Genomic DNA, 25,577 nt, shown 5'->3' on the forward strand with positions numbered 1-25,577 from the left:
GAAAGGGAGATGTGATGGCCTCGTTCATCCAGACCCAGGTGCACGGAAACGTCGCGGAGATCGTGCTCGATCGACCGAGGGCGCTCAACGCCTTGGACGGCAGCATGATTCGCGACATGTACGCCGCGCTGACCAAGTGGCGCGACGACGACGCGATCACGGCGGTGCTGGTGACCAGCGCGTCGGAACGCGCCTTCTGCGCGGGCGGCGACATCAAGTCCGTCCGCCAGTCCGCCCTCGACCGCGACCACAACGCGGTCCATGCGTTCTTCGCTGCCGAGTACAAGCTCAACGCGCTCATCGCGAACTACCCCAAGCCGTACGTCGCGCTCATCGACGGCCACGCGATGGGCGGCGGTCTCGGCATCTCGGTGCACGGGTCGGTGCGGGTGGTCACGGAGAAGGCCGGCCTGGCGATGCCGGAGACGGCCATCGGCTTCTTCCCCGACATCGGTGCCAGCTACTTCCTGCCGCGGCTCACCGGTGCGACGGGGATGTACCTGGGGCTGACCGGGGCCCGCGCGACGGCCGGCGATGCCGTCTTCGCCGGCCTGGCGACTCACTTCGTGCCGAGCGACGAGCTCGGGGCGCTCGCCGACGCCATCCGGGCGATGAGCGGCACGGATCTGGACGCGGTGCTGGCGAAGCACACCACCGACGCGCCGGCGTCCCAGCTGAAGGATCAGGCGGGCGAGATCGACCGAGTGTTCGGCTCCGGCACCATCACCGACATGGTGGCGCGCTTGACCGGCGACGACGAGTGGACCAAGCAGACCCGTGAGGCTCTCACCACGCTGGCTCCCAGCAGCCTGTGGATCACCGCGGAGCTGGTGCGCCGGGGTGCGGACCTGACTCTCGAGCAGTGCCTCGACCTCGAGCTGGTGCTCGGCGCCGAGGTGACCCGCAACGCCGACTTCATCGAGGGCGTGCGGGCCGTGCTGGTCGACAAGGACCGCAACCCGTCGTGGAATCCGCCGTCGATCGACGACATCGACGCCGAGGCGATCGAGGCGCTGTTCACCGAGATCACGGCCGAGCCGGCGCAATAGTATCCGTCAGTCGGTTCTCGGCAGGTCGAGCCGCAGCCGGGCACCGCCGAGCGGACTGTCGGTCAGTTCGGCGGTGCCGCCGTGCAGTGCGGCTTGTTGGGCGACGAGTGCGAGCCCGAGCCCGGACCCGACGGGGTGGGCGGACGCTCCGCGGGCGAAGCGCTCGAACACCGCCGTCCGCTCGTCTTCCTACGCCGACGCCGTTGTCGTCGACGGTGATCGTGATCGCGTGGGCAGTCGCGGCGACGGTGATCTCGATGCGATCGGCGCGGCCGTGCCGGACGGCGTTTGTGACGGCGTTGTCGAGGACGGATCGTAGTCCGGACGGGAGGCCGCGCATCGGGGACGACGATGCCGGTGCCGTCAGCCGGACGTCCACGTCGGGCAGGCGCCGAGACGATTCCTGGACACAGCGGTCCGCCAGTTCCACCAGATCGACGTCCTCGTGATCGGCGGGATCGGAGAGTTCACCCACCGCGAGGCTTTCGAGATCGGTGAGTGTCGACTCGATCTGCCGTTCGGTGGAGCGCAGTTCGCGCAGGATCTCGGCGCGTTGGGTCTCGGTGAGCGGCATCGTCGCGAGCACCTCGAGATCGGTGCGCATCGACGTGAGCGGTGTGCGCAGTTCGTGGGCGGAGACGGCCGCGAAATCGCGCGCCGCTCCCAGTGCGTCCTGAGTTCGACTCTGGGCCTTTCCGATTCGATCGAGCATGTGTCGGATCGCTTCACCGAGTTCCTCCGCCTCGCGCGCCCCGCGGATGTCCGGGAGCGACGCGGGTAGTTCGTCCCCCACGGTGTGGGTGGCTGCCGCGAGTCGCTGCAGCGGGCGCACGGCACGGCCGGCGAGGAGCCATCCGAGGCCGGCGGCCACCGCGATCGCGGCAACGGCCACCCCCGCGACCTGCCACTGCTGTTCCCGGATGGCCCGGCTGAGGGCGTCCTCCGGTACGGACACGGCAATCACCTCGCCGAGAGTGCCGGCGATGGTGACGTCCTTCGCGCGCACCGCGGCACCGTCGATCGTGGTCGTGCGGACCGGTTCGGACACCGCGGGGGTCGAATAGCCGTCGAGTGCGGCGATCTCGGGAGGACCTGCCGGGAAGTCGTTCGGCGCGGAAGTGGCGGGGGCGACGCTCAGCGATACCGAATCGAGGGTGCGGTCGAGCTGCTCGGAGCCGTTGACCCGGAGGAACACCGCGAACGCCACACCGATCGCGGCGATCACGATCGCCGCGGCGAGTGCGGAGACCACGGCGACACGGGCGCGCAGCGACAGCGACGGGCGGCGCACGGTCACGGCTGCTCCCTGAGTACGAAGCCGACTCCCCGCACGGTATGCAGCACTCGCGGCCTGCCACCGGCCTCCAACTTTCTCCGCAGGTACGTCGCGAAGACGTCCACCACGTTGGTGTCCGCGTCGAAGTCGTAGCCCCACACCAGCTCCAGCAGTCGGACCCGGCTGAGCACGATGCCGGCGTTCTCGGCGAGAACCTCGAGCAGATCGAATTCCCGTTTGGTGAGGTCGATTCGCTCGCCTCCCATGTGGACGCGGCGGCCCGGCAGGTCCACCTCCAACGGTCCGACCGTGACAGTCCCGGCCGGCGCCGGTGTCCGCGGCGCCCGGCGGAGCAGCGCGCGCAGCCGGGCGACGAGCTCGCCCAGTTCGAACGGTTTGGTGAGATAGTCGTCGGCCCCGGCCTCGAGTCCCGCGATCCGGTCGCCGACTGTGCTGCGCGCGCTGAGCACACAGATCGGAACATCGTTCCCCATCGCCCGTAGCGCGGTGACGACGCTCACCCCGTCGAGGACGGGCATGTTCACGTCGAGCACGATCGCGTCCGGGCGGGACTCGGAGACGGCCCGCAGCGCGGAAGCTCCGTCGTCGGCGGTATCGAGTTCGAAACCGGAGAGTCGGAGCCCCCGCGTGAGGGACGACAGGACCTTGGGGTCGTCGTCGACGAGCAGGATACGGGCGCTGTCGGTCACTGCATCCATAGTGCCCGTGCCCTCGGGGTGCTCAGCAGGCCTGCGCTGTGACCGTGGTCGCAGCGACGGAATCGCTTGCCGTCGCTGCGACGTCCGCGGGGAATTCCACGGGCGCGGCGGCCGTCTCGTCGGCCGCTGTGACGGCGGCGGCCATCGAGAACGAGACGGTCGACGACTCACCTGTCTCCGAGACCGTCTCCACCTCCTTCGTGACGACCCCACCGTCGCGCAGCGTCTGCAGTTCCGTGTCCGTCAGCGGCGCCACCGTCAGGCCGCAGACGGCTTCGTCGGGGGAGGCCGTGGCAGCGGGTATCACGGATGTGGCCGGTGCGGCGACACTGTTCACGGCGGCGACGGCCACGGGGGAACCACCCGGGATGGCGTTCTGCGCCCAGGCGACGCCGGGCACTGCGAGGGCTCCGGCGGCTGCGATGCTCGCGGCGGCGACCGCGATGCGGCGGCGGGTGACGACGTTCTTGTTCATGTGCGGCCTCCTGGCTCGGTGTCGGTGCCCCGGTGGCACCGACACCGGCCAAGCTATGGGCGCGGATATCGGTCCCCGTTAACGAACTGTTAGGGGTTGGTGAGGGTCGTCGGGTGCGGTCTAGCCGTTGAACTCCGCCGGATGCGGTCCGGTCCGTCCGTCGCGGTCCAGTGCATCGATTTCTGCCAGCTCGGCGGCCGAGAGTTCGAAGCCGAGGATGTCGAGGTTCTCGCGGATTCGTGACGGCGTCACCGACTTCGGGATGACGATGCGTCCCTGCTGCAGGTGCCAACGGAGGACGACCTGCGCGGGTGTCCGTTCGTGGGTGGCCGCGATCCGTGCGATCGACGCGTCGTCGAGGACCGCGCCCTGCGCCAACGGGCTCCAGGCTTCGGTGGCGATGCCGTGGGCGTCGGCGAACTCGACGACGTCGCGCTGCTGCAGTGCGGGGTGCAGCTCGATCTGGTTGACGGCGGGGACGATCGAGCCGGAATCGAGTACCCGACGCAGGTGCTCGGGCAGGAAGTTCGAGACGCCGATCGCCCGGACGCGTCCATCGGAGTACAGCTTTTCGAGGGCACGCCAGGAGTCGAGGTATCGATCCTGGGCGGGGGCCGGCCAGTGGATCAGGTACAGGTCGAGGTAGTCGAGGCCGAGACGGTCCAGGCTCGCGTCGAAGCCCGCGAGAGTGGCGTCGTAGCCCTGGTCGGTGTTCCACAACTTGGACGTCACGAACAACTCGTCGCGCGCGATCCCGGAGGCGGCCAGAGCTTTTCCGGTGCCGGACTCGTTTCCGTAGACGGCCGCGGTGTCGATCGAGCGATACCCGGCGTCGAGTGCAGCGGTCACCGCCGCCGTCGTCTCGTCGTCGGGAACCTGGAAGACTCCGAAGCCGATCTGCGGCATCGTGACGCCGTTGTTCAGGGTGATGCTGGGAACGGTGGACATGATTCTCCTTGGGTGTGGGTGAAGGTCGGTCGGTTGGGGACGGTCAGACACCGGCGAGGTCGCCGGTGCGGGGTGCGAGTTCGACTCCATTGCGGGAGTTCGCCTTTCGGGCCGCGAGTGCCATGACAGCGACGGCGGCCAGGGTGATGGCGGCTCCGGCCCAGATCGGTGAGGTGTAACCGAGACCCGCCGAGATGGTGACGCCACCGATCCAGGCACCGAACGCGTTGCCCGCGTTGAAGGCGCCGATGTTGGCGCCGGACGCGAGAGTGGGAGCCTCGCTGGCGTACTTCATGACGCGCATCTGCAGGCCGGGTACGGTCGCGAACCCGAAGATGCCCATCAGCAGCAGGGACACGACCGCCATCACGGCACTCGCGGCGGTCAGCGCGAAGACGGCGAGGACGACGGTCAACACGGACAGCGCCGCCAGAAGGGTGGCGTCGACGTTGCGGTCGGCGGCCTTGCCGCCCAGCGTGTTTCCGATGAACAGACCCACACCGAACACCATGAGCAGCCACGGCACCGTCGCGCTGTCGAAGCCGCTGACCGACGTGAGGGTGAACGCGATGTACGTGAAGGCGCCGAACATCCCGCCGTAGCCGAGGACCGTGATGGCGATCGAGGCCCACACCTGGCCGGAGCGGAAGGCTCGCAGTTCGCCGCGTAGCCCGGTGGTTCCTGCGGTGCCGCGCTCAGTGACGGGGACCAGTGCGAGGATGCCGACAAGGGCGACGACGCCGATCGCGCTGATCGCCCAGAACGTCGAGCGCCAGCCCGCGGCCTGCCCCAACAGTGTTCCGAAGGGGACACCGAGCACGTTCGCTGCCGTGAGGCCGGTGAACATGACGGCAATCGCGCCCGCCTTCTTGTGGGGCGCAACCATGTCGGCGGCCACGACGGCGCCGATACCGAAGAAGGCTCCGTGGCAGAGCGCCGCGACGACACGTCCCAGCAGCATGGTGGGGAAGTCCGGGGCGAGCGCCGAGAGCGTGTTCCCGACGACGAAGAGGACCATCAATCCGGCGAGGACAGGTTTGCGGGGGAGTCGGGTGACGGCAGCGGTCAGGACCAGTGCGCCGACCACGACGCTGAGTGCGTAGCCGGAGATGAGCCAGCCCGCAGTGGCCTCGCTGACTGCGAAGTCGGTGGAGACCTCGGGCAGGAGGCCCATGATGACGAACTCGGTCAATCCGATGCCGAACCCGCCGAGAGCGAGGGCTATGAGGCCTATGGGCATGTGGGGTGCTCCTTGAAAGCGCGGTGAGAGCAGATAGGGCGCGTAAGCTGTTAGTTGCAGGCGCTGGATAAATAGTTGCACGCGTAGATATCCCGCGCAAGCAACTATTTGAAGATGTAAGGCTCGTCACCAGGAAAGGGGCATCGTGGGCATCAGGGACGATGCGGTCGAGATCAGGTCGCAGGGGTGGCGCACTCTCGCCGCGCTGCACGGGCTGATCGAGTCCGAACTCGAGCGATCACTGCAGGCAGAGGCCGAGCTCTCGGTCGTGGAATACACGGTGATGGATGCCCTGAGCAGGCAGGACGGCTGGCACATGCGCATGCAGCAACTGGCCCGTGCGGCGGCGCTCAGCGCGAGTGCCACGACCCGTCTGGTGAATCGGCTCGAGGACCGGGGCCTGCTCACCCGGATCCTGTGCGCGGACGACCGGCGTGGGATCTACACCGAGCTCACCCCGGCTGGGCGTGAACTACTCGAGGAGGCGCGGCCTGTCCACGACGCGACGCTCGAGCGCGCGCTCGCCGAGGCGCGAGGGGTGCCCGAACTGGCACCCCTCGTCGACGCGCTGCCGCTGCTGCACGCCGCGCCGTAGGAGGGCGGCGGTTACCCGCCGATGTTCAGCGCCGAGGCCAGCTCTCGCAGCGCCGGCAGCGGGTCGCCCGCCATCGGCAGCACCTGGATCGCGACGTGGTCGGCTCCGGCGTCGAGGTGCGCGGTGAGCCGCGGGGCGATCGCGGCCGCGTCTCCGTGCGCGACGAGTGCGTCGATCACGCGGTCACTGCCTCCGTTGTCGAGCTCCTCGGTCGGGAAACCGAGGCGTTCGAGGTTGCGGCGGTAGTTCCGTAGATGCAGGTACGGGTTCTCGACGGCCTCCCGGCCGGTGGCGCGGGCGGCGCCGGAGTCGGTGCTCAGCACCACCTTCTGCTCGGGAGCGAGCAGTGCGTCCGGGCCGATGATCTCCCGCGCCTGCCGGGTGTGCTCGGGCGTCGTCAGATACGGGTGTGCGCCGGCCGTGCGATCGGCCGCGAGCTGCAACACCTTCGGGCCGAGCGCGGCCAGGACGCGCCGGTGCTTCGGGACACCGGCGTCGTCGAGGACGTCGAGGTACCGAACGAGGGCGTCGTACGGCTTCTCGGCGCCCATACCGGGCACCTCGGGGTGGCCGACGCCGATGCCGAGGACGAAGCGTCCGGGATGGCGGGACTCGATGCGTTGGTAGGACTTCGCGATCTCGTCGGCCGGTGCCGAGAAGATGTTGACGATGCCGGTGGCGACGGTGATCGTCTCGGTGCCGGCGATCAGGTCCTCGACCACCTGCAGGTCGGCGGGGGGAGACCCGCCGGCCCAGATCGCGCCGTAGCCGAGGCGTTCGATCTCGGCGCCCACCTCGGGCTGCAGCCCGAAGGCGTGTCGCCAGACGCCGAACTTTCCGTACGAAGGGGTATCTGCCGTGTCGTGTGTGACCGCTGCCATACCGGTTCCAACCGGACCGGTCGGTGGATCATTCCGCGGTGATCGCCGTCGACTGCGGCGCGGACTGCCGCTGGATTCGCAACCACACCGCGAAACCCCACAGCACGAAGGCCGCGTACACGAGGTACAGCAGGGCCGACGGGTAGTAGCCGCCGCTGAAGAGCAGCGGAACGCCCACGGCGTCGACCCCGATCCAGATCAACCAGAACTCGGTCCACCCGCGCGCCATGCCGTAGGTGGCGAGGATCGAACCGGTGAAGATCCAGGCATCGGGCCACGGTCCCCACGAGCCGAGCATCTCGAACACCTTCGCGAACGCGACGGTGCCGATCGCCATCGTCGCGATCATCCCCACTCGTGCGCGGGTGGACGCCCAGTGCGGGAGCACCGCCTTGCCGGAGTCGTGCCGCGACTGGAGCCAGCGCGTCCAGCCGTATGCACTCACGGTGATGAACAGCAGCTGGCGGCCGGCCTGGCCGTACAGGTCGAGGTTCTGCGGCGTGTGGAACAGCGCGCCCATGAACACCGTGAACAGCAGCGCGTTGCCGATGATGCCCACCGGCCACGCCCACACGACGCGCTTCATCCCGCCGATCGCCGACGCGATACCGAACGCGTTCCCGACGATCTCGCGCCACAGGATCGTGGCGCCGCCGACGTGGAGTTCGGCGTCGAAGAGCGTCTGGAGGAAACTCACTGATCGCCTGCGGCGACCAACGGCTCGAGTGTCAGCTCCGGCATCTCCTTCTGGATGTACTGCAGCCGCCACTTGTCGCTGAACAGAGCCAACAGCACCCCGTCGTTGCGGGTGAACACCTCGACGCCGCGCTGACGGCCGAGTTCGACGGCGGACTCGGCGTCGGTGCGCCGGGCGAGGGCGTAGCCGAGCGGCTCCATCCGGGCCTCGACGTTGAACTCGGCCTTCATGCGGGCCGCGACCACCTCGAACTGCATGGGACCGACGGCCGCCATGACCGGGGACGCGTCACCGCGGATGTCGTTGCGGAGGATCTGCACGACACCCTCGGATTCGAGCTGGTCGACGGCTCGACGGAACTGCTTGTACTTGCTCGCACTCTCCGCGCGCAGCACCGAGAAGTGCTCGGGCGCGAACGACGGAATCGGCGGGAACTCCACCTTCTTCTCGGAGAACAGCGTGTGGCCCGGGGCCAGCGCATTGGCATTGACCAGGCCGACGATGTCGCCGGGGTACGCGTTCTCGACCGTGTTGCGGTCACGGCCGAACACCGTCAGCGCGTACTTGGTGGCGAACGGCTTGCCGGTTTGCGCGTGCGTGACGACCATGCCGCGCTCGAACACGCCGGAGACTACGCGCATGAACGCCAGGCGGTCGCGGTGCGCGGTGTCCATGCCCGCCTGCACCTTGAACACGACGGCGCTGAACGGGTCGGTGACCTCGCGCGGCTCGTCGGCGACATCCTTGCGGGCGCCCGGTGCGGGGGCGAGCGCCACGAGCGTGTCGAGGATCTGACGGACACCGAAGTTGAGCATCGCGGACGCGAAGATCACCGGTGACGTCTGCCCGGCCAGAAACAGTTCCTGGTCGTGATCCTGGCCGCTGGCCGAGAGCAGTTCGCTCTCCTCCGCGGCGGTCACCCATTCGTCGCCCTCACGCTCGAGGGCGGCGTCGGCGTCCATGACCTCTTCGGGCGCGATCTTCGCGCCACCCGCGGTGCGGGTGAAACGGATGTACTCGCTCGGGGCCCCGTCCTCCCCGCGGCGCAGCAGTCCACGGAAATCGCCGGCGATGCCGACCGGCCAGTACAGCGGGGTGGGGGTGAGGCCGATGCGCTCGTCGATCTCGTCGAGCAACTCCAGCGGGGTGCGACCCGGTCGGTCCCACTTGTTGATGACGGTGATGACGGGGATACCGCGGTGGCGACACACCTGGAACAGCTTCAGGGTCTGCGGCTCGAGGCCTTTCGCGGCATCGATCAGCATCACGGCGGCGTCGACCGCGGTGAGGACGCGGTAGGTGTCCTCCGAGAAGTCGGAGTGACCGGGGGTGTCGACCAGATTGACGACGTTGATCTGGTCGTCGGGAGTCTCGTCCGAGTGGTAGTTGAACTGGAGGGCCGTCGACGACACCGAGATGCCGCGGGCCTTCTCCATCTCCATCCAGTCGGAGACCGTGGACTTGCGGCCGGCCTTGCCGTGCACCGCGCCCGCCTCCGAGATCATCTTCGCGTGCAGCGCGAGGGCCTCGGTCAACGTCGACTTGCCGGCGTCTGGGTGGGAGATGACGGCGAACGTCCGTCGCCGGGCCGCCTCACCGGCGAGGTTCTTGGGAGCGGTGGTCGACGCCTTCTCGGCGGTCGTGATCTCGGCCGAGTCGGGCGCGCTGGTCAACGGTGAACCTCTCAGAAGGGAATCGGGGCCGCTACCAGCGTACTCGGGGCGTTCGCCGGAGTAACAGGTCGGCACCGCTTCCGGATATACGTGTCGGAGATCGGCCGCGCAGTCGTAGTGTCCGCACAGGTATCGGCAGGAGCCTGCAGGAGCCTTCGATGAGCAAGTTCACCGACGAGATGTATGCCACCGCCGCGACCAGTGCGCAGGTGTTGATCACGGGTGAGCCCGATGCGCCGCTCCGCCAGTCGTGGGGCGAGGTCCACACGATCGCCCGTCGTATGGCCGGTGCCCTCGCGGATGCGGGTATCGGGTCCGGCGACGCGATCGGTGTCCTCGCCGGCATGCCTGTCGACATCGCGCCCGCGTGCCAGGCGATCTGGATGCGCGGCGGGTCGGTGACGATGCTGCACCAGCCCACCCCGCGTACCGATCTGCAGGTGTGGGCGCAGGACACCGAGGCGATCATCCGGATGATCTCCGCTGCTGCGGTGGTGGTGGGGGCGCCGTTCGAGGCGGCCGTGCCACTGCTCGTCGAGCGCGGCATCGAGGTGGTGACGATCGAGTCGATGCGCGACGGCCACGACATCGACCCCGTCGAGACCGCGGAGTCCGACATCGCGTTGCAGCAGTTGACCTCCGGCTCCACCGGATCGCCCAAGGCCGTGCAACTCACGCACGCGAATTTCTACGCCAACGCGTACGCGATGATCGACCGGGTCGAGTTCAGTCCCGAACGCGATGTGATGATCAGCTGGCTGCCGCTGTTCCACGACATGGGAATGATCGGGTTCCTCACCGTCCCGATGCAGATCGGTGCCACCACCGTCCACATCACGCCGCTCGATTTCCTCCGGACGCCGCTGCTGTGGGCCGAGCTGATAGGCAAATACCGCGGAACCGTCACCGCGGCACCGAACTTCGCGTACTCGCTGCTTGCCCGACGTCTCGCGCAGGCGCCGGCGGGCGAGTACGACCTGTCGTCGATGCGAGTCCTGCTCAACGGAGCCGAGCCGGTCGATCCCGACACCATGATCGCGCTCGCCGACGCCGGTGCCCGGTTCGGGCTGGACCCGCTCGCGCTCGCTCCGACCTACGGAATGGCCGAAGTGACCCTTGCGGTTTCGGTGCCGCAACCCGGCCGAGGGCTCGTCCTCGACCGCGTCGATCCCGATCTGCTGGAGGCCGGCGGACTCGCCGTCCGTTCCACCCGCGCCAATGCGCGCGCGATGGCGACGCTCGGTCCGCTCGTACCGGGACTCGAGGGACGCGTCGTCGCCCGGGACGGGCTGGAACTGCCCAAGCGCGCGGTCGGAGTGATCGAGCTGCGTGGAAAGTCGGTCACCCCTGGATATCTCACCGTCGACGGCCCCGTCGCGACGCAGGACGCGGACGGGTGGATCAACACCGGCGACATCGGCTACTTCACCGAGGACGACCTCGTCGTGGTGTGCGGCCGCGTCAAGGACGTCATCATCATGGGCGGCCGCAACATCTATCCCACCGACATCGAACGCGCCGCCGGCGCCGTCGCGGGTGTGCGGCCCGGCAACGCCGCCGCGATCCGCCTCGACGCCGGCGACAAGCGCGAGAGTTTCGCGGTTGCCGTGGAAACGAACGCCATCGACGACGAGGACGAGGTCCGGCGGATCGAACACGAGGTGGCGCACGCCGTCGTCGCGGAGGTCGGTGTGCGCCCACGCACTGTCGCCGTCCTCGCTCCCGGCTCGCTGCCCAAGACGTCGTCCGGCAAGCTGCGGCGGTCGAGTTCGATCGGGTTGCTCTGAACGACCGGATCAGGCTGCGCCGCGCAGCGGTTCGACGATCTGCTCGGCGATGGCGCGCCGCGTCTCGGTCGGGATGTGCGCCTCGTGGGCGCGGCGCATCGCCATGGCGAGCCGGTGAGCGGTCTCGTTGAGCAGGTGCCCGGCGTGCCCGCGCACCCACGACATCCGGATCTCGCGGCCCCGCATCGCCTCGTGGACGCGGGCCACGGCGGCCTTCGTCCCGCCGGTCGCCCGCATCGGCCACTGCCTCTCCAGTATCCCGAGGTGCTGAAGCGCGGCCTGGCTGTCGGTGAGGATGTGCAGGCGCCGCCCGGCGAACCGGTCGATCGTCAGTTCGATCGCGAGCAGCTCGCCCTCGAGCACCGTCGTGACGTTGGGAACCATCCGCTGGTGCCGGACGCCGTCCGAGCTCACACAGGCCACGCCGACTCCCCGGCGGCGTGACTTGGAGGCGTCGGTGGCGACCGTCAGCTCCGGCAGCGCCGCTACCCGGGCGCGTTCGTCTTCCTCGTCGACGGCCGTGCGGTCGCGGTCGTCCGCGTCGAGGACGTCGAGTGCGGTGAGGGTGAGCTGCAGGATCGTGCCGCGGGCGACACCGGCGATCGTCACCGAGGGGAACGCGTCGACGACGGCGGCGATCTCCCGGCGCAGCGTGCCGTCGGTGACGTGCAGGAGCAGGGGCTCGGACGCCGCGGCCGCGAGCTCCAGCAGCAGCGTGAAAGCATCGAGCCCGGCACCGTAGTAGGACGCGTCGCTCGCGTCGTCGCGGACGAACAGGCGGGTCTCGGTCGCGGTGCCGGTCTGCCAGACGGCGACCGCGCGGGAGCGGTCACGGTTCGTGGCTTGGGTTCGGCGGATGTGGATGACTGCGAGCAACGGCGTCCCCTTCATGTCGGTGGTACGGATGTCGAACACAATGCCTGATACGACTGACAAGATTCGGCGTGAAGTGCGATAACCCCTGTTATCAGGTAGTCGATGGAGCGACTTCCCGGAACCGGTCGTTCGATCGGCTAGATTTCTCGGGGCGGCACCGACCGGGGCCGATGGTCTGTTCAGGAGGGGCGTGACGCGTGCAGCAGCCGAGTACGTCGCCCATGCTCCTGCTCACCATGCGCGATATCGCGGCCCTGGCGAAGGTGCAGCGTCCCGTCGTAACGATGTGGACGAAGCGTTTCCGCAACGATGCTGATCGACCCTTCCCCCGCCCGGTCTCGCGGGACGGCCGGACGGCCAAGTTCGATGCGGTCGAGGTCGCCGGGTGGGTGCAGTCGCGCGGGCTGGGCAACAGTGACTCGTTCGCCCGGGACATGGCGATGTATGCCGCCTTCGAGCACGCATCCGGGATGGACCCGGTCACCGTCGCCGACGGCATCACCGCCTTGCTCTGTGTCAAGGCGCTGCTCGACGAGCAGGTGGGCGAACTCGGCACCGACGAACTGCTGGACCGGGCCGACGAGCTGGACCCGGACGACGAGTTCCTCTACTCGGAGCTCGAAGCCCTGGGCGAGCACCTCGGCATGGTTGCGACGCACGTCGACCGGATGGCCGACTCGGCGTTCACCCCGGCGCACGCGGTCGAAGCGTTGATGTCCAGACGGTTCCGGGATCGCTGGTCCGCATTGTCCGACACGACGCTCGGCGCCCGCGCTCTCGCGCTGTGCGCCCGGATGGGTGCGGCACTGGCCGAGGACGGATCCCCGCTGTTCGTCGACCCTGCTCCGGAGAACGCCGATCTGCTCGTCGCCGTCCGGGAGGCACTGCCGGAGTATCACGATCTCACTGTCATGACGGGCCCGTCGAGCACGCCGGGCGCGAGAAGAGCGCGGCGTCGACTCGCCACTCATCGGGTGGGGCGAATCCCCGCTCCGGACAGCGGTTTCGGCGACGGCTTCAGTCTGGACCGACCGGCGATGTTCATCACGCAGTACCCGTCGCCGTCGACGATCGACTACACCGATGCCGAGATCCTCGCGGAGATCGACAACATCGCGATGCAGATGGGTCCGGGTCAGCGTGCGGTGATCATCGGTCCGTCGGCTGCGCTCGTCGATCGACTGCGGGACCGCGAGTGCGAGTCGATCCGGTCGGGGCTGCTGCGGTCCGGTCATCTGCGCGCGGCGATCCGGCTGCCCGAGGGTTTGCTGCCGGCGCGGCCGGGTCTGCCGATGGCGCTCTGGGTGCTGGGCGGCGTCGACAACTCGGTGCCGGCCGCGGATCGGCACATGGTGCTCGCGGATCTCGGCGCCCTGGAGCTGTCGGACGACGTCATCGACGGTGTCCTGGCCGACGTTGCGGCGGCGATGGGGTCCGCGCGGGCAGTGCGGGCGCACGCCTTCCGGTTCGGCCACGCCTGTCGGACGTCGGAACTGCTGGCGCAGTCCGGTGCGCTTACCGCCGCGCCACGCGTCCACCGCCTGCGACCGGCACCCGCGGAGATCGCCGCACGGGTCCTCGAACTCGCCGGTGCCGCCGATGTGGCCGCCGACGGAGTCCACGCGGGGCAGGCGTTGCGGGTCGAATACCGGGATCCCGGCGGCGGGCGCGCACCCACGGCGGGGGAGTTGGCGGACGCGAAAGAGCTGCAACTGGTGTCAGGGAACCGCCTCGACGCCGACGACATCGAACCGGACGGCACCGTGCCGGTGATCGGCGTGGACGAGGTGACGGGCCGCTGCCCGGTCGGTAGCAGGGGCATCGACCGACTCACCTTCACCGCCCATTATCCGAGCGGCCGCTACACCGAGCCGGGCGACATCGTGTTCTGCACCGGATCGTCGTTCGGTGCGCTCGTCGACCACGTGGGCGCCTCGGTGGTGCAATCGCCGGCGCGAATCCTGCGGGTCGCGGACCCGCATCGATCCGGCATCATACCGGAACTTGTTGCCCAGCAGATTCTTTCGCGTGTCGGAGCGCAGAAGCCGCCCGGCGCGATCCGTGGCGGATCGGCGTGGCGGCAGTGGGAGGTGCCGCGGGTGAGTCCGGACGACGTGCCCGCGCTCACCGCGGCGCTGGCGGATCTCCGTGCCCGCCGCGCCGCAGCCCGAACGCTGCTGGAGACCCTCGACAACTTGACCACCACGCTGGTGGACGGTGTGGCGCATGGTGCGCTCACCGTCGCGCCGGCGCCCCAGAACGTCCCAGAGAAAGGCTGACAATGCCACCCAGGAAGAGGACCGACAAGGCCGCGGTCTCCGCGCCGTCGACGATGAAAGAACTGAAGGACACGCTGTGGAAGGCCGCGGACAAGCTGCGCGGGTCCATGGATGCGTCCCAGTACAAGGACGTGATCCTGGGGTTGGTGTTCCTCAAGTACGTCTCGGACGCGTTCGACGAGCGCCGCGAGCAGATCCGCGCGGAACTGATCGCGGACGGGATGAACGACGAGCAGATCTCGTATCTGATCGACGACGAGGACGAGTACGTCGGCGGTAGCGTCTTCTACGTGCCGGAGCCGGCACGGTGGTCGTATCTCGCGCAGAACGCGAAGGGCATCCAGGAGGCCGTCGGCGTCGAGGGCCGGACGGTCGGCGAGTTGGTCGACGCCGCGATGCGGGAGTTGATGCAGGCCAACGCGACTCTGGCGGGCACGCTTCCGACGATCTTCAACAATGCGAGTGTGGATCAGCGCCGCCTCGGCGAGCTGATCGATCTGTTCAACGACACCCGCTTCACCGGACACGGTGCGACCAAGGCCCGGGACCTGCTCGGTGAGGTGTACGAGTACTTCCTGGAAAAGTTCGCGCGCGCCGAGGGCAAGCGCGGCGGCGAGTTCTACACCCCTGCCGGTGTGGTGCGGGTGCTGGTGGAGATGCTCGAGCCGTACAGCGGACGGGTCTACGACCCCTGCTGTGGTTCGGGCGGCATGTTCGTGCAGACCGAGAAGTTCATCGAACGCCACGGCGGCAACCCGACCGAGGTGGCCGTGTACGGCCAGGAGTTGAACGAGCGCACATGGCGGATGGCGAAGATGAACCTCGCGATCCACGGCATCACCGGCAATCTGGGGGACCGGTGGGAGGACACGTTCGCGCAGGACAAGCATCCGGACCTGTTGGCCGACTACGTCCTCGCGAATCCGCCGTTCAACATCAAGGACTGGACGCGCAAGGAAGACGACAAGCGCTGGAAGTTCGGTGTGCCGCCGGTCGGCAACGCCAACTACGCGTGGATTCAGCACATCATCTCCAAGCTGTCCGAGCGCGGCAGCGCCGGTGTGGTGATGGCGAACGGGTCGATGTCGTCGAATTCCGGTGGCGAGGGCGAGATCCGCGCTCGGTTGGTCGAGGCCGATCTGGTGTCGTGCATGATCGCGCTGCCCACGCAGTTGTTCCGCAGCACCGGCATTCCGGTGTGTGTGTGGTTCTTCGCCAAGGACAAGGCGGTCGGACCCAAGGGTTCCATCGACCGTCAGGGCCAGGTGCTGTTCATCGATGCCCGCAACATGGGCTACATGGTCGATCGCGCCGAGCGGGCGCTCAGCGACGACGACATCGCCAAGATTGCGGGCACGTTCCACGCCTGGCGCGGAACGGAATCCGCTGCCGGCGCTGAGTATGCCGATGAGCCCGGCTTCTGCTATTCGGCGACTCTCGCGGAGATCAAGGAGGCCAATTACGCGCTCACACCGGGTCGCTACGTCGGTGCCGCGCCCATCGAGGACGACGGGGAACCGATCGCGGAGAAGTTGGAGCGGTTGACCAAGGAATTGTTCGAGCAGTTCGACGAGGCAGCACGGTTGCAGGCGGTCGTGCGTGAGCAGTTGGGGAGGGTGAAGTGACTCGCTCACTAGAACAGTGGCGCAGGGTCAAGCTTGGAGACTTTGCAGAAGTCACTGTTGGGCACGTCGGCTCGATGGCCAGTGAGTATGTCGGGGACGGTGTGATCTTCTTGCGTTCGCAGAACGTTGTTCCGCATGGATTCGACCTGTCCGACGTCAGGTACATTCCGGAAGAATTCCATTCGCGTCTAAAGAAATCGGCACTGCGTCCTGGTGATGTCGTTACCGTGCGAACTGGCAGCCCCGGCGCGACGGCAGTCGTGCCGAACGAATGGGGCTCGGCTAATTGCTCTGATTTGGTTATCACCCGACCATGCGGTGATGTCGATCCATATTGGTTGAGCTATTACATTAACAGCGCGGCTGCAGGATTCGTGAACTCGATGTTGGTTGGCGCCGTTCAGCAGCACTTCAATGTCGGCGCGGCACGATCGATGGTCCTTGAACTTCCTCCAATTCATGAACAGCGCGCCATCGCCGACGTCCTCGGTGCCCTCGACGACAAGATCGCCGCGAACCGCAAGCTGATTGGTGCGATTGATGAAGTCGCGGTGCTTCAAGTTCAGGCGGCCAATGGCATGCGTACAGCCATTGCCGACGTTGTTGAACACAATCGCCGGAATCATAGCCCCGAGAGCATGGACTCCGACGTTGTGGCTCACTACAGCCTTCCTGCCTTCGATGAAGGTGGTATACCCGCGTTGGACGACCCAGTCACGATCAAGAGTGCGAAGTTTCTGATCGAGCGGCCGTCGGTGCTAATCTCCAAGCTCAATCCACGTTTTCCGCGGGTTTGGGATGTGCCGACGGTTGGGCCGGAACCTGCGTACGCGTCAACGGAGTTCCTCGTGCTGGAACCGCGCTACTGTTCCACGTCGGTCTTGTGGGCATTGCTGCGCGAGCCAGTAGTGTCTGTGCAGTTGGAATCGAAAGTTGCGGGAACGTCGGGTAGTCACCAGCGAGTCAAGCCTGCGGATCTTCTGGCTACAGAGATCGTCGATCCTCGTTCGTTGCCCGACGGTGTCTTGAGTGCAATCACCGCACTGGGCCGTCTACGGCTGAACGCGATTGAGGAATCCCGGACCCTCGCCGCCACCCGCGACACCCTCCTCCCACGCCTGATGTCCGGCGAACTCCGTGTCCGCGATGCGGAGCGTCAGATCGAGGAGGTGTTGTGATCGACGGGAGTCGAACGAGCGCAGGACAGCCCGATTCCTACGAGTCCGCGACACAGCAGGCGGTTGCCGCGTTGACCCCGGCCGCTTGGGCGCAGTTGCGGTCATTCGTCGACCAGGTCAACGCTCGCTGGCCGGCTGGCAAGTCGGACTACCGGGCACCGTGGGATCGCGAGGGGGAGAAGTTCGACCCCCTCGCGGGGGCTGTCGTCGCCTTCGTCCGCGACAACGGTCTCGTCGTCCCCGGCTTCGATTGGGCCGCGTGGGATGGCGGCGGTGATCTGCTGAACCTGCACGGCATTCGGAACCTCGCCCCGGTTCTCGGCCCCGGCGAGGTCCTCGGGCTGATGACCGGCGTTGTCGGAGTCGAGGGGTCCTCGGTGTGGGCGCTCACCGACGCGTTCGAGAACGGCTTCCTACCAGCGCTTATCGCACGTCTGCTCGACTTCCGGCCGGACGCGGGTGAGCGGTGACCGACCAGCCCCTGAGGCGACGGCTCGGTCGAGCTGTCGTCTACCGGGCTCGCCTGCGTCACCGTGAGTCAGGCCTACGGCACTGAGCCGTCGCGGTTCGACGTCGGTACGGTGTTGAGTCTCGTGACGAGACTGGTTCGCGCTGATCAATCCAGCGACGGATAGGCGAGTCGTGCCGAAACCTGTCGGTGTCGACTGTCACAATAGCGGCATGTCGGCAGGCGGGAAGCCTTGCCACGGCGAAGTTTGGAAAGGCCATGAATACCATCAGTCCCTACCTGCGCGTCGTGGCCGGCTTCTTCGCCGGGATGTGCACGTGGCTGGCGATCGCCAGCCTCGTTCAAAGGTGGGGCGCCCGACCGCTCGACCACGCTGTCCCCTCGACGAGTGAGCTCCCGGGCGTTGCCGCCGTCCGTGCCGAAGGACGGGAAGCGATGCATGCACTCGCGGAACGTCGTAGTGCCGCACAGTCGGCGCAGGCCACTACTCGAGGTCCCCGGTCATCCGTGCGACCGACGAAATCCAGCGGCACGACGACGCCGCCGTCGGTCGATGATCTCCGTCTGCGCTGGAACACGCGCTCCTGATCGAATCCGGGTCGCGAAAGCGCTGACAGAGGCGCCAACAATCGGTAGACTCGAATGTATGTTCGGACAGGGGGCTGTTCTCGACACCGTGGATGTGACCGACGTTCTGCGCGGGATGCATGCGCGGATTGCTCGGGAGCAGTTCTGCGAGGTCGATGCGGTGACGGATCTGTTCGAGGCGCGGTGCGCGGAGGACCGGCGGGCGGGCCGCAGCGAGTCCCGGGAGGGCGAGTTCGCGCACGTCGAGGTGGCGGGGATTCTGGGGCTGACGGAGTCGGCGGCGCAGCGGATGATCGGCCTCGGCTACGAGTTGCGGGTGCGGCTGCATCGGGTGCGGGAGGCGTTCCGGTCGGGCCGGATCGATCTGGCGAAGGCCCACGCCCTGCACGAGGTGCTGGCGAACGTCGCCGACGAGGTGCTGGACGTGGTCGAGGAACGCCTGCTGGATGGCGCGGATCGGGTGTCCACGACGAAATTGAAGGCGCGGGCCCGCCGGTTGATCGCCCGCCTGGACCCGGGCGGGGTCGCCGAACGCCGCAAGGCCGCGGAATCGGATCGGGACGTGCGGGTGCTGGCGCGTGACGACGGATTGACCGATCTCGACGGAATCCTGCCCGCGGTCGGCGGCCGCATCGTGTCCGGCCGATTGCAGGCGATGAGCCGGGACGTGTGCGGCCGGGATCCGCGGACGATGGCGCAGCGGCGGGCGGATGCGTTGGTCGCGCTCGCGTCCGGGCACACCCACCTGGACTGCGCGTGCGGGCGCGCCGACTGCACGGCCCGCGCCCACCCCGACACCACGGCCGCGAATGTGCAGGTGCAGATCCTCGTCGGGGTCAGTGCCGCCACCCTGTTGGGGTTCGACGACGCCCCCGGTTTCCTGTTCGGGCACGGACCCATCGACGCCGACCTGGTCCGCGACCTTGCGGCCGACGGCACCTGGAAGCAGGTCCTCACGCTCAGCGACCAGGACCGGGCACGACTCGCCACTAATCCGGCGGTCGGTGCGGTCGGTGCGGTCGGTGCGGTCGGTGCGGTCGGTGCGGCCGGCGCGGCCGGCGCGGCCCGGACGCCCGGTGCGATCGCCGGGATCGGACGTGCTAGATCGGCCCCGACGCTCCCGCCCGCCCGGGTGGCCGTCCGATTCCGGGAGACCACGTACACGCCGTCGGACGCACTCGCGGCCACCGTCCGCATCCGCGACGGGGTGTGCCGGTTCCCGAACTGCACCGTCCCGGCCGCGGCCTGCGACCTCGACCACACGGTCCCGTTCGACCACGACAATCCCGGTGCGGGCGGACTGACCGTGGAGAACAATCTCGCGTGCCTGTGCCGGAAACATCACCGGCTCAAGACGATCGGGTACTGGACCGTGCGCCAGCGCGACGGTGGACGCCTGGACTGGACGGATCCGGCCGGGCGCACCGTCACCACCGCGCCCGAGGGCCCGTTCAGCCTCGACGGCCTCTACGCCGACGACCTCTATAGCGGAGTGCCCGAGCAGGTTCGGGCCCGGCTCACCGACACCCGGACGCTCGCGAAGCTGCACCGGTCCCCGGTCGAGCAGGAACTCGGGCTTCTCGTCGACCTGCACGTCCCACCGGCACGCCAGGCCGCCTACCGGCAACGCCGCCGCCGCGGGCACGTGCCGCGGCATCCCGACCAGCGGCGGGAACCGGTCCTCGTGGTCGACTACGTCGACAGTGACCCGCCCTTCTGACGGCGGAGGTAACCATCTGTGTCACTCTTTCGGTCGAAACTCGCATAGCCGAACACCTCGGTTCGTGCAGCACACTGTCCGCCCCGGACGATGTCCTGCGGGACTTCTGCCGAAAGACGAACGCTCGCGCCATCGTTGGATACACGCGGACCGTCGAATGAGCTCGAATCCGTTGCCTTCGAGCTCATTCTGCTCTCCGAGCTCGTGTATCGGACCAACATGAAGCCGGCCTACGACGCGATAGTGAAGAGGCATCGCGGCATGGCATCGCGCCTCGGCTTCCGAATGGCCCACGCCGATTGGGTTTCCGACCGGCGCATCGATCCGGTGGGGAAGATCGTCGAAGGATAGGGGGCGTGAACGGCCGAGTCGTCAGCGCGTGCCACACCCACACGTGCACCCGCTCATGTGCGGATTGCCGGTGCACTTCCAGTCGAGCGGAACAGGTGGAATGTGGTCGCCGAAGCCGAGCGGGGTGGCGAAGCCGCGGTCGATGGCTTCCTGCCAGGCTTCGCGATACCGCTCGACGAACGGCGCCGTCCTCAGCCCCTTGATACCGAGGCCGGCGAACTGCTCGACGGTCATTCCGCCGCGCGCGGCGTCCGTGTAGACCCAGACGATTGCCGCCCGCTGCCAGCGCTCGACCACGGCGAGCGTGGCAACGGCGTCGGGCGGGAACGGAATCCGATCAGTCGGCGGTGCTGTCAGCATGGATCCTCCATATGTCGGTCGAGTCGAAGTATCGAAAGAAGGGGGGTGCCTCCGACGCCGGTTGTCCGGGGGAAAGCCAGATCCCTCGGACTGGCCCTCCCCCCGCTCGACAACGATTGAGCGTGCGGGCGTCCCATGGGAATGCCCCGGCGGACGCGTGCCCCCTGCGCGCGCGCCCGCCGGGGCAAGCTTCTACTGCAGCGCGACGCGGGTGCCGCCGGAAAACATCGAGTCGTGCAGTTCGATTTCGGCAGGCACAGCATCGGCGGGCATGTCGAAGACGACCTTCATCGTCACCTTGTTGCCGGGGTTGATCTCGTCCCAGACCGAGACGTCCGAGCCGAGGGCGATCCCGGCCATCGTGTCGGCGGTGAACTTGCGGCCCTGCGTGTCGTACATCTCCTGGTCGCTCGGGCTCAGGCCCTTCGGCTTGTCGGCGGTGTTCTGCACCGTCATCGTCACGATCACGAACTGGCCCTGCGCTTTCTCGGTGAGGAACGGGTTGTCGCCGACGGTGCTCAGGCCGGTCGCGACATCCGTGACGACGAACTCGAACTTGCCGTCTCGCACGGGCGTTCCCATCCCCGGCACCGTCTTCTTCGGCGCAGGCGCAGGCGCAGGCGCAGGCTCAGGCGCAGACGCCGGTGCGGATGCGGCCGGGGTGGCACCGCCTACCGCAGCGACGTCGGCAGGCGCCGGCGCCGTCACGGTCTTCTTCTCGTCGTCACCACCACCGGAGACCGCGCCGATCACCACGACGGCGGCGATGGCACCGACGATCCACGGCCACTTCTTGGACTTCTTCTGCGGCGGCTGCGGGGCGGGAGGATAGGGCTGACCGGGGAAGGGCTGCTGAGGAGCATTCATGGTGAAAGCCTTTCGAAGGGAATGGAATGGGATCGGGATTGATCGGTCAGTCGCCGATCGATAGCGAGAGGCCGTCTTCGGCCTCCGCCTCGGTGAAGGACAGGCCGCCGCGGTGGGCGATCTCGACCTCGTAGAACTTGCTGCCGCGGGGCACATCGGTGACCGTGAAGTCGAAGACGCAGTAGCCGGTGGTGCCATAGCTTCCGGTCATGTGCCCCTTGGCGAGCAGCGTGCCGGACTCGTTCGACACCTTCACCGCCGCAGTGGGGGACAGGTCGCTGTATCCACCGGTACCGGCGCAGGCGAAGTCGGCGGGGAGTCCGGACGTGGTCGCCTTTCCCTTCAAGGTGAAGGTGCCCGCGATGTCGAACGTGGACGGGGTGCGCATGGCTTGGACGCCGGCCACGGCCGCGACGGCCATGCCTGCGACGACCACGGTGGCCGTGACTCCGGCACCGACACCCAGCCAGAACGGGCGCCGGCTCGGCTTCTGCTGCTCGGACGGAATGGACGGTGTGGGGAGGGAATTGGGTTCGCTGGGAACAGTCACGGACGGACTCCCTGGTTTGGTCGAAGTGATGACCACATCGTGCGAACTGACCCGCGGAAAGACCAAGTGAAGGATTGATAACCGGGGTTATCAGAGCGGCAGAGCCATGGAATGTGCCCGAGTATGTGCGCCCGGTACTGTTTGCCCTGTTGTGTTGTCGTGAGGGAGGGCATGGCCGTGATCGAGAGCCGCGGGTTGACCGAGAACGACTGGGAGCAGATGGCTCTCGACACGCTCGGCGAACTGGGGTGGAAGCACGCCGGTGGAACCGAGATCGCGCCCGGAACCGGCGAGCGCGCGTCGTGGGACGAACTGCTGATCGTGCCGCGGTTGAAGCAGGCCATTGCCCGGTTCAACCCGAATCTTCCCGAGCACGTCGTAGATCAGGCCGTGGCCGAGATCGCGACCGCCCGGTCGACCGACGCGATCGCCGAGAACGAGGTGATCCACGGGTTCCTGACCGAGGGTCTGCGGAAGATCTCGTACATCGACGACGCCGGCGAGGAGATCACGCCGACGATCCGCCTGCTCTCGCCGGACCCCGACGAGAACGACTGGCTCGCGGTCGACCAAGTGACGATCGTCAAGGGCGACCATCGGCGACGATTCGACGTCGTGCTGTACCTGAACGGCATGCCGGTCAGCATCGTCGAACTCAAGAAGGCCGGCGCCGAGAGCGCAGACCTGGTGCAAGCGCATGCGCAGCTGCGGACCTATCTGAAGGAGTTCCCGCTCGCGTTCCGCTTCGTCGTCTTCAATCTGATCTCGGACGGCATCACTGCCCGGTACGGGACGCCGTTCACGCCGTTCAATCACTTCTCGCCGTGGAACGTCGACGACTACGGCGCGCCGGTCACCAATGAGAATCTCGACGGTGCCACCCCCCTCGACACCGCTCTCTTCGGACTGTTCAATCAGGAACGTTTCCTGCAGCTGCTGCGCAACTTCACCGCGTTCGACCACGACGAAAACGGTCTGCTCAAGCGGATCGCCAAGCCGCACCAGTACTTCGCGGTCACGAAAGCGGTGGGGTCGACGGTGCAGGCCGTCGGCACCAGCGGCAAGGCCGGCGTCGTCTGGCACACCCAGGGTTCGGGAAAATCCATGGAGATGGAGCTGTACGCGAACCAGGTGATCCGACATCCGCAGCTGGCCAACCCGACGATCGTCGTCATCACCGACCGCACCGAACTCGACGGCCAGCTGTACGAGACGTTCCTGCGGTCCCGGTTGCTGCCGGAGCAGCCCAAGCAGATCCGCAGGCGCGAGGAATTGCGGCAGGAACTGTCCGGGCGCACCACCGGCGGAATCTATTTCACCACCCTGCAGAAGTTCGGCCGAACCGTCGACGAACGACACTCGGGCGCAAGCCATCCGCTGCTCACCGAGCGGCGCAACGTCATCGTGATGGTCGACGAGGCGCATCGCAGTCACTACGACAACCTCGACGGGTACGCCCGCCACCTGCGCGACGCGCTGCCGCATGCCACGCTGATCGCCTTCACCGGCACCCCGATCTCGAAGGCCGATCGCAACACCCGCGACGTGTTCGGCGACTACATCGACATCTACGACCTCACCCGGGCGGTCGACGACGGTGCCACGGTTCCGGTGTACTTCGAGAGCCGGCTCGTGAAGGTGTCGTTCGCCGAGGACGTTTCGGAGCAGGATCTCGATGCATCGGCGGACGAGGTGACGCTCGGGCTCGACGACACCGAGCGCGACCGCATCGAGAAGAGCGTCGCGGTCATCAATGCGGTCTACGGCGCGCCGACCAGATTGAAGAAGCTCGCCGCGGACCTGGTCGAGCACTGGGAGGCCCGCCGGGCGGCCATGACGCCGTTCGTCAACTCCGCCGAGAACCCGGCGGCTGCGGGAAAGGCGATGATCGTCGGTGCGACACGGGAGATCTGCGCCAACCTGTACCGGGAGATCGTGACGCTGCGCCCGGACTGGCACACCGACGACCTGTCCACGGGGCGGATCAAGGTCGTCTACTCCGGTGGCCCCACCGACGAACCGCCGATCAGCGACCACGTGCGCCGTGATTCCGAGAACGCGGCGATCAAGAAGCGGATCAAGGACATCGACGACGAGCTCGAGCTGGTCATCGTCAAGGACATGATGCTCACCGGGTTCGACGCGCCCCCGTTGCACACGATGTACCTCGACCGGCCGCTCCAGGGCGCGCTGCTGATGCAGGCACTGGCCCGCGTCAACCGAACCTTCCGTGGAAAAGAAGACGGACTCCTCGTCGCCTATGCACCGGTCGCCGACAATCTCGCGCAGGCGCTCGCGGAGTACACCGCCAGTGACCGTGAGCGTAAACCGATCGGCAAGGACATCGGTGCCGCGATCGACACGGCCAAGGATCTCATCCGGATCCTCGAGAACATCCTGCACGGATTCGACTGGCGTGAGCAGCTGCAAAAGCCCGGGCCGCGCGCCTATTTCGATGCCGCCAACGCGACCGTGAACTACCTGCGGGATCCCCGGCACCCCGAGAACCAGGTGGGTGACGGTCAGGAGAGCCTGGCGGCTCGCTTCCGCAAGTTCGCGTCCCAGCTGTCGCGGACGTGGGCCATCTGCGGCAGCCACGAGGCGCTGCGGGAGCTGGCTCCGGTAGCGCAGTTCTTCGAGGAGGTCCGGGTCTACATGGCCAAGTGGGACGCCGAGGAGCGCTACGCGCGCGGCCAAGCAGTCCCGGAAGACGTGCAGCGGGCCCTGCGGCAGCTGATGGCGGCCTCGGTGGAATCGGGGGAGGTCCTCGACATCTACGACGCCGCCGGCATGCCAAAGCCGTCTCTGAAGGACATCAACGTCGACTTCATCCGTCGCACGCAGGAAGCGAAGAACCCGAACCTGGCGATCGAGGCCCTACGCAAGCTCATCACCGACGAGTCCCGGAAGGCGGCCAAGCACAACGTCATCCGGCAGCGCGCGTTCTCGGAGCGGCTGCAGGCGCTGATGATCAAGTACACCAACAGCCAGCTCACGTCGGCCGAGGTGATCGCCGCTCTCGTGGAGATGGCGAAGGAGGTGGCCGCCGAGTCCGATCGGGGCAGCCGCTTCACACCGCCGCTCGATGAGAACGAGCTGGCCTTCTACGACGCGGTCGCTCAGAACGAGTCGGCGGTCGAGGAGCAGGGCGAGGGCAAGCTTGCCGACATCGCCCGCGACCTCGTCGCCGTGATGCGGCGGGACGCGTCGACCGACTGGACCGTGCGCGAGGACGTCAAGGCCCGGCTGCGGTCACAGATCAAGCGACTGCTCACGCGGCACGGTTATCCGCCGGATCGTCAGCCCGCGGCGATCAAGCTCGTCATCGAACAGATGGAGATCATTGCGCCGTCGATGGCGGCGTAGGCCCTCGC

20 protein-coding genes and 1 pseudogene are annotated in these 25,577 nt (G+C 67.6%); 9 read left to right on the top strand and 12 right to left on the bottom strand.

Features of this window, described 5'->3' with window-relative positions; all coding sequences use genetic code 11:
• The first annotated feature begins 11 nt into the window (after positions 1-11).
• Positions 12-1,049 (top strand): enoyl-CoA hydratase/isomerase family protein, encoded by a 1,038-nt coding sequence (locus C7H75_RS06975; protein WP_106851136.1) that lies wholly within the window; start codon positions 12-14, stop codon positions 1,047-1,049.
• A 6-nt stretch (positions 1,050-1,055) separates the two neighbouring features.
• Here the strand turns inward: C7H75_RS06975 and C7H75_RS06980 are convergent.
• The 5 genes and pseudogenes from C7H75_RS06980 to C7H75_RS07000 all read right to left on the bottom strand — a co-directional run bounded on the left by C7H75_RS06980 (position 1,056) and on the right by C7H75_RS07000 (position 5,707).
• Positions 1,056-2,346: pseudogene (locus tag C7H75_RS06980) on the bottom strand (sensor histidine kinase).
• On the bottom strand, positions 2,343-3,044 hold the full coding sequence (locus C7H75_RS06985; protein ID WP_005514737.1) for a response regulator transcription factor: 702 nt from the start codon (positions 3,042-3,044) through the stop codon (positions 2,343-2,345). The pseudogene C7H75_RS06980 and the gene C7H75_RS06985 overlap by 4 nt, the downstream one beginning before the upstream one ends.
• Positions 3,045-3,066: 22 nt before the next feature.
• Positions 3,067-3,519, bottom strand: coding sequence for a hypothetical protein (locus tag C7H75_RS06990; RefSeq protein WP_064058919.1), 453 nt, complete (start codon positions 3,517-3,519; stop codon positions 3,067-3,069).
• A 120-nt stretch (positions 3,520-3,639) separates the two neighbouring features.
• On the bottom strand, positions 3,640-4,467 hold the full coding sequence (locus C7H75_RS06995) for an aldo/keto reductase (protein WP_022594637.1): 828 nt from the start codon (positions 4,465-4,467) through the stop codon (positions 3,640-3,642).
• A gap of 43 nt (positions 4,468-4,510) precedes the next feature.
• Entirely contained in the window at positions 4,511-5,707 is a 1,197-nt protein-coding gene (locus C7H75_RS07000) for an MFS transporter (RefSeq protein WP_106851137.1), read from the bottom strand.
• A gap of 145 nt (positions 5,708-5,852) precedes the next feature.
• Between C7H75_RS07000 and C7H75_RS07005 the strand changes: the two genes are divergently transcribed.
• On the top strand, positions 5,853-6,302 hold the full coding sequence (locus tag C7H75_RS07005; protein WP_005514729.1) for a MarR family winged helix-turn-helix transcriptional regulator: 450 nt from the start codon (positions 5,853-5,855) through the stop codon (positions 6,300-6,302).
• A gap of 11 nt (positions 6,303-6,313) precedes the next feature.
• On the opposite strand, the gene C7H75_RS07010 is transcribed toward C7H75_RS07005, so the two are convergent.
• From C7H75_RS07010 to C7H75_RS07020, 3 genes are read right to left on the bottom strand one after another with little or no spacing between them, the layout of a single operon-like run.
• Positions 6,314-7,183 (bottom strand): LLM class F420-dependent oxidoreductase, encoded by an 870-nt coding sequence (locus C7H75_RS07010; protein WP_013415238.1) that lies wholly within the window; start codon positions 7,181-7,183, stop codon positions 6,314-6,316.
• 28 nt (positions 7,184-7,211) lie between these two features.
• The gene (gene pnuC, locus C7H75_RS07015; RefSeq protein ID WP_005514725.1) at positions 7,212-7,880 is read right to left on the bottom strand and encodes a nicotinamide riboside transporter PnuC; all 669 of its coding nucleotides are present in this window, start codon (positions 7,878-7,880) and stop codon (positions 7,212-7,214) included.
• Positions 7,877-9,553: a peptide chain release factor 3 gene (locus C7H75_RS07020; RefSeq protein WP_013415240.1), complete on the bottom strand. Its 1,677-nt coding sequence runs from the start codon at positions 9,551-9,553 to the stop codon at positions 7,877-7,879. The genes pnuC and C7H75_RS07020 overlap by 4 nt, the downstream gene beginning before the upstream one ends.
• Before the next feature lie 158 nt (positions 9,554-9,711).
• On the opposite strand from C7H75_RS07020, the gene C7H75_RS07025 reads away from it, so the two are divergent.
• Positions 9,712-11,340, top strand: coding sequence for a fatty acyl-AMP ligase (locus C7H75_RS07025; protein ID WP_106851138.1), 1,629 nt, complete (start codon positions 9,712-9,714; stop codon positions 11,338-11,340).
• A 9-nt stretch (positions 11,341-11,349) separates the two neighbouring features.
• Here the strand turns inward: C7H75_RS07025 and C7H75_RS07030 are convergent, their stop codons facing one another.
• Positions 11,350-12,255 carry an RNase H family protein gene (locus tag C7H75_RS07030; RefSeq protein WP_106851139.1) on the bottom strand — a complete coding sequence of 302 codons (906 nt, stop codon included), beginning with the start codon at positions 12,253-12,255 and terminating at the stop codon, positions 11,350-11,352.
• Positions 12,256-12,413: 158 nt separating this feature from the next.
• On the opposite strand from C7H75_RS07030, the gene C7H75_RS07035 reads away from it, so the two are divergent.
• The 5 genes from C7H75_RS07035 to C7H75_RS07055 all read left to right on the top strand — a co-directional run bounded on the left by C7H75_RS07035 (position 12,414) and on the right by C7H75_RS07055 (position 20,075).
• Positions 12,414-14,495 (top strand): hypothetical protein, encoded by a 2,082-nt coding sequence (locus C7H75_RS07035; RefSeq protein ID WP_233281871.1) that lies wholly within the window; start codon positions 12,414-12,416, stop codon positions 14,493-14,495.
• Positions 14,496-14,497: 2 nt separating this feature from the next.
• Positions 14,498-16,120 carry a class I SAM-dependent DNA methyltransferase gene (locus C7H75_RS07040; RefSeq protein WP_106851141.1) on the top strand — a complete coding sequence of 541 codons (1,623 nt, stop codon included), beginning with the start codon at positions 14,498-14,500 and terminating at the stop codon, positions 16,118-16,120.
• On the top strand, positions 16,117-17,298 hold the full coding sequence (locus C7H75_RS07045; protein ID WP_106851142.1) for a restriction endonuclease subunit S: 1,182 nt from the start codon (positions 16,117-16,119) through the stop codon (positions 17,296-17,298). The genes C7H75_RS07040 and C7H75_RS07045 overlap by 4 nt, the downstream gene beginning before the upstream one ends.
• Complete coding sequence (locus C7H75_RS07050; protein ID WP_106851143.1) at positions 17,295-17,768, top strand: DUF6508 domain-containing protein; 474 nt, start codon at positions 17,295-17,297, stop codon at positions 17,766-17,768. Before C7H75_RS07045 ends, C7H75_RS07050 begins: the two co-directional genes overlap by 4 nt.
• Before the next feature lie 645 nt (positions 17,769-18,413).
• On the top strand, positions 18,414-20,075 hold the full coding sequence (locus C7H75_RS07055) for an HNH endonuclease signature motif containing protein (RefSeq protein WP_106851144.1): 1,662 nt from the start codon (positions 18,414-18,416) through the stop codon (positions 20,073-20,075).
• Between the two features lie 372 nt (positions 20,076-20,447).
• On the opposite strand, the gene C7H75_RS07065 is transcribed toward C7H75_RS07055, so the two are convergent.
• The 3 genes from C7H75_RS07065 to C7H75_RS07075 form a co-directional block, all read right to left on the bottom strand.
• On the bottom strand, positions 20,448-20,786 hold the full coding sequence (locus C7H75_RS07065) for a hypothetical protein (RefSeq protein WP_106851146.1): 339 nt from the start codon (positions 20,784-20,786) through the stop codon (positions 20,448-20,450).
• Between the two features lie 192 nt (positions 20,787-20,978).
• Entirely contained in the window at positions 20,979-21,653 is a 675-nt protein-coding gene (locus C7H75_RS07070; RefSeq protein ID WP_106851147.1) for a DUF4352 domain-containing protein, read from the bottom strand.
• Positions 21,654-21,699: 46 nt separating this feature from the next.
• Positions 21,700-22,203, bottom strand: a complete 504-nt coding sequence (locus tag C7H75_RS07075) for a hypothetical protein (RefSeq protein WP_106851148.1) — start codon at positions 22,201-22,203, stop codon at positions 21,700-21,702.
• A gap of 171 nt (positions 22,204-22,374) precedes the next feature.
• On the opposite strand from C7H75_RS07075, the gene C7H75_RS07080 reads away from it, so the two are divergent.
• Positions 22,375-25,569 (top strand): type I restriction endonuclease subunit R, encoded by a 3,195-nt coding sequence (locus C7H75_RS07080; RefSeq protein ID WP_106851149.1) that lies wholly within the window; start codon positions 22,375-22,377, stop codon positions 25,567-25,569.
• Positions 25,570-25,577 lie beyond the last annotated feature (8 nt).

Origin of the sequence: Rhodococcus (subgen. Prescottella) equi (genome assembly GCF_003013675.1) — a bacterium.
GTDB lineage: Bacteria > Actinomycetota > Actinomycetes > Mycobacteriales > Mycobacteriaceae > Prescottella > Prescottella equi.

Excerpts from the sequence above, each read along its gene's own strand:
- C7H75_RS06985 (WP_005514737.1), bottom strand. The coding sequence starts at position 3,044 with ATGGATGCAGTGACCGACAGCGCCCGTATCCTGCTCGTCGACGACGAC.
- C7H75_RS06990 (WP_064058919.1), bottom strand. The coding sequence starts at position 3,519 with ATGAACAAGAACGTCGTCACCCGCCGCCGCATCGCGGTCGCCGCCGCG.
- C7H75_RS06995 (WP_022594637.1), bottom strand. The coding sequence starts at position 4,467 with ATGTCCACCGTTCCCAGCATCACCCTGAACAACGGCGTCACGATGCCG.
- C7H75_RS07000 (WP_106851137.1), bottom strand. The coding sequence starts at position 5,707 with ATGCCCATAGGCCTCATAGCCCTCGCTCTCGGCGGGTTCGGCATCGGA.
- C7H75_RS07010 (WP_013415238.1), bottom strand. The coding sequence starts at position 7,183 with ATGGCAGCGGTCACACACGACACGGCAGATACCCCTTCGTACGGAAAG.
- C7H75_RS07025 (WP_106851138.1), top strand. The coding sequence starts at position 9,712 with ATGAGCAAGTTCACCGACGAGATGTATGCCACCGCCGCGACCAGTGCG.
- C7H75_RS07040 (WP_106851141.1), top strand. The coding sequence starts at position 14,498 with ATGCCACCCAGGAAGAGGACCGACAAGGCCGCGGTCTCCGCGCCGTCG.
- C7H75_RS07055 (WP_106851144.1), top strand. The coding sequence starts at position 18,414 with ATGTTCGGACAGGGGGCTGTTCTCGACACCGTGGATGTGACCGACGTT.
- C7H75_RS07065 (WP_106851146.1), bottom strand. The coding sequence starts at position 20,786 with ATGCTGACAGCACCGCCGACTGATCGGATTCCGTTCCCGCCCGACGCC.
- C7H75_RS07070 (WP_106851147.1), bottom strand. The coding sequence starts at position 21,653 with ATGAATGCTCCTCAGCAGCCCTTCCCCGGTCAGCCCTATCCTCCCGCC.
- C7H75_RS07080 (WP_106851149.1), top strand. The coding sequence starts at position 22,375 with ATGGCCGTGATCGAGAGCCGCGGGTTGACCGAGAACGACTGGGAGCAG.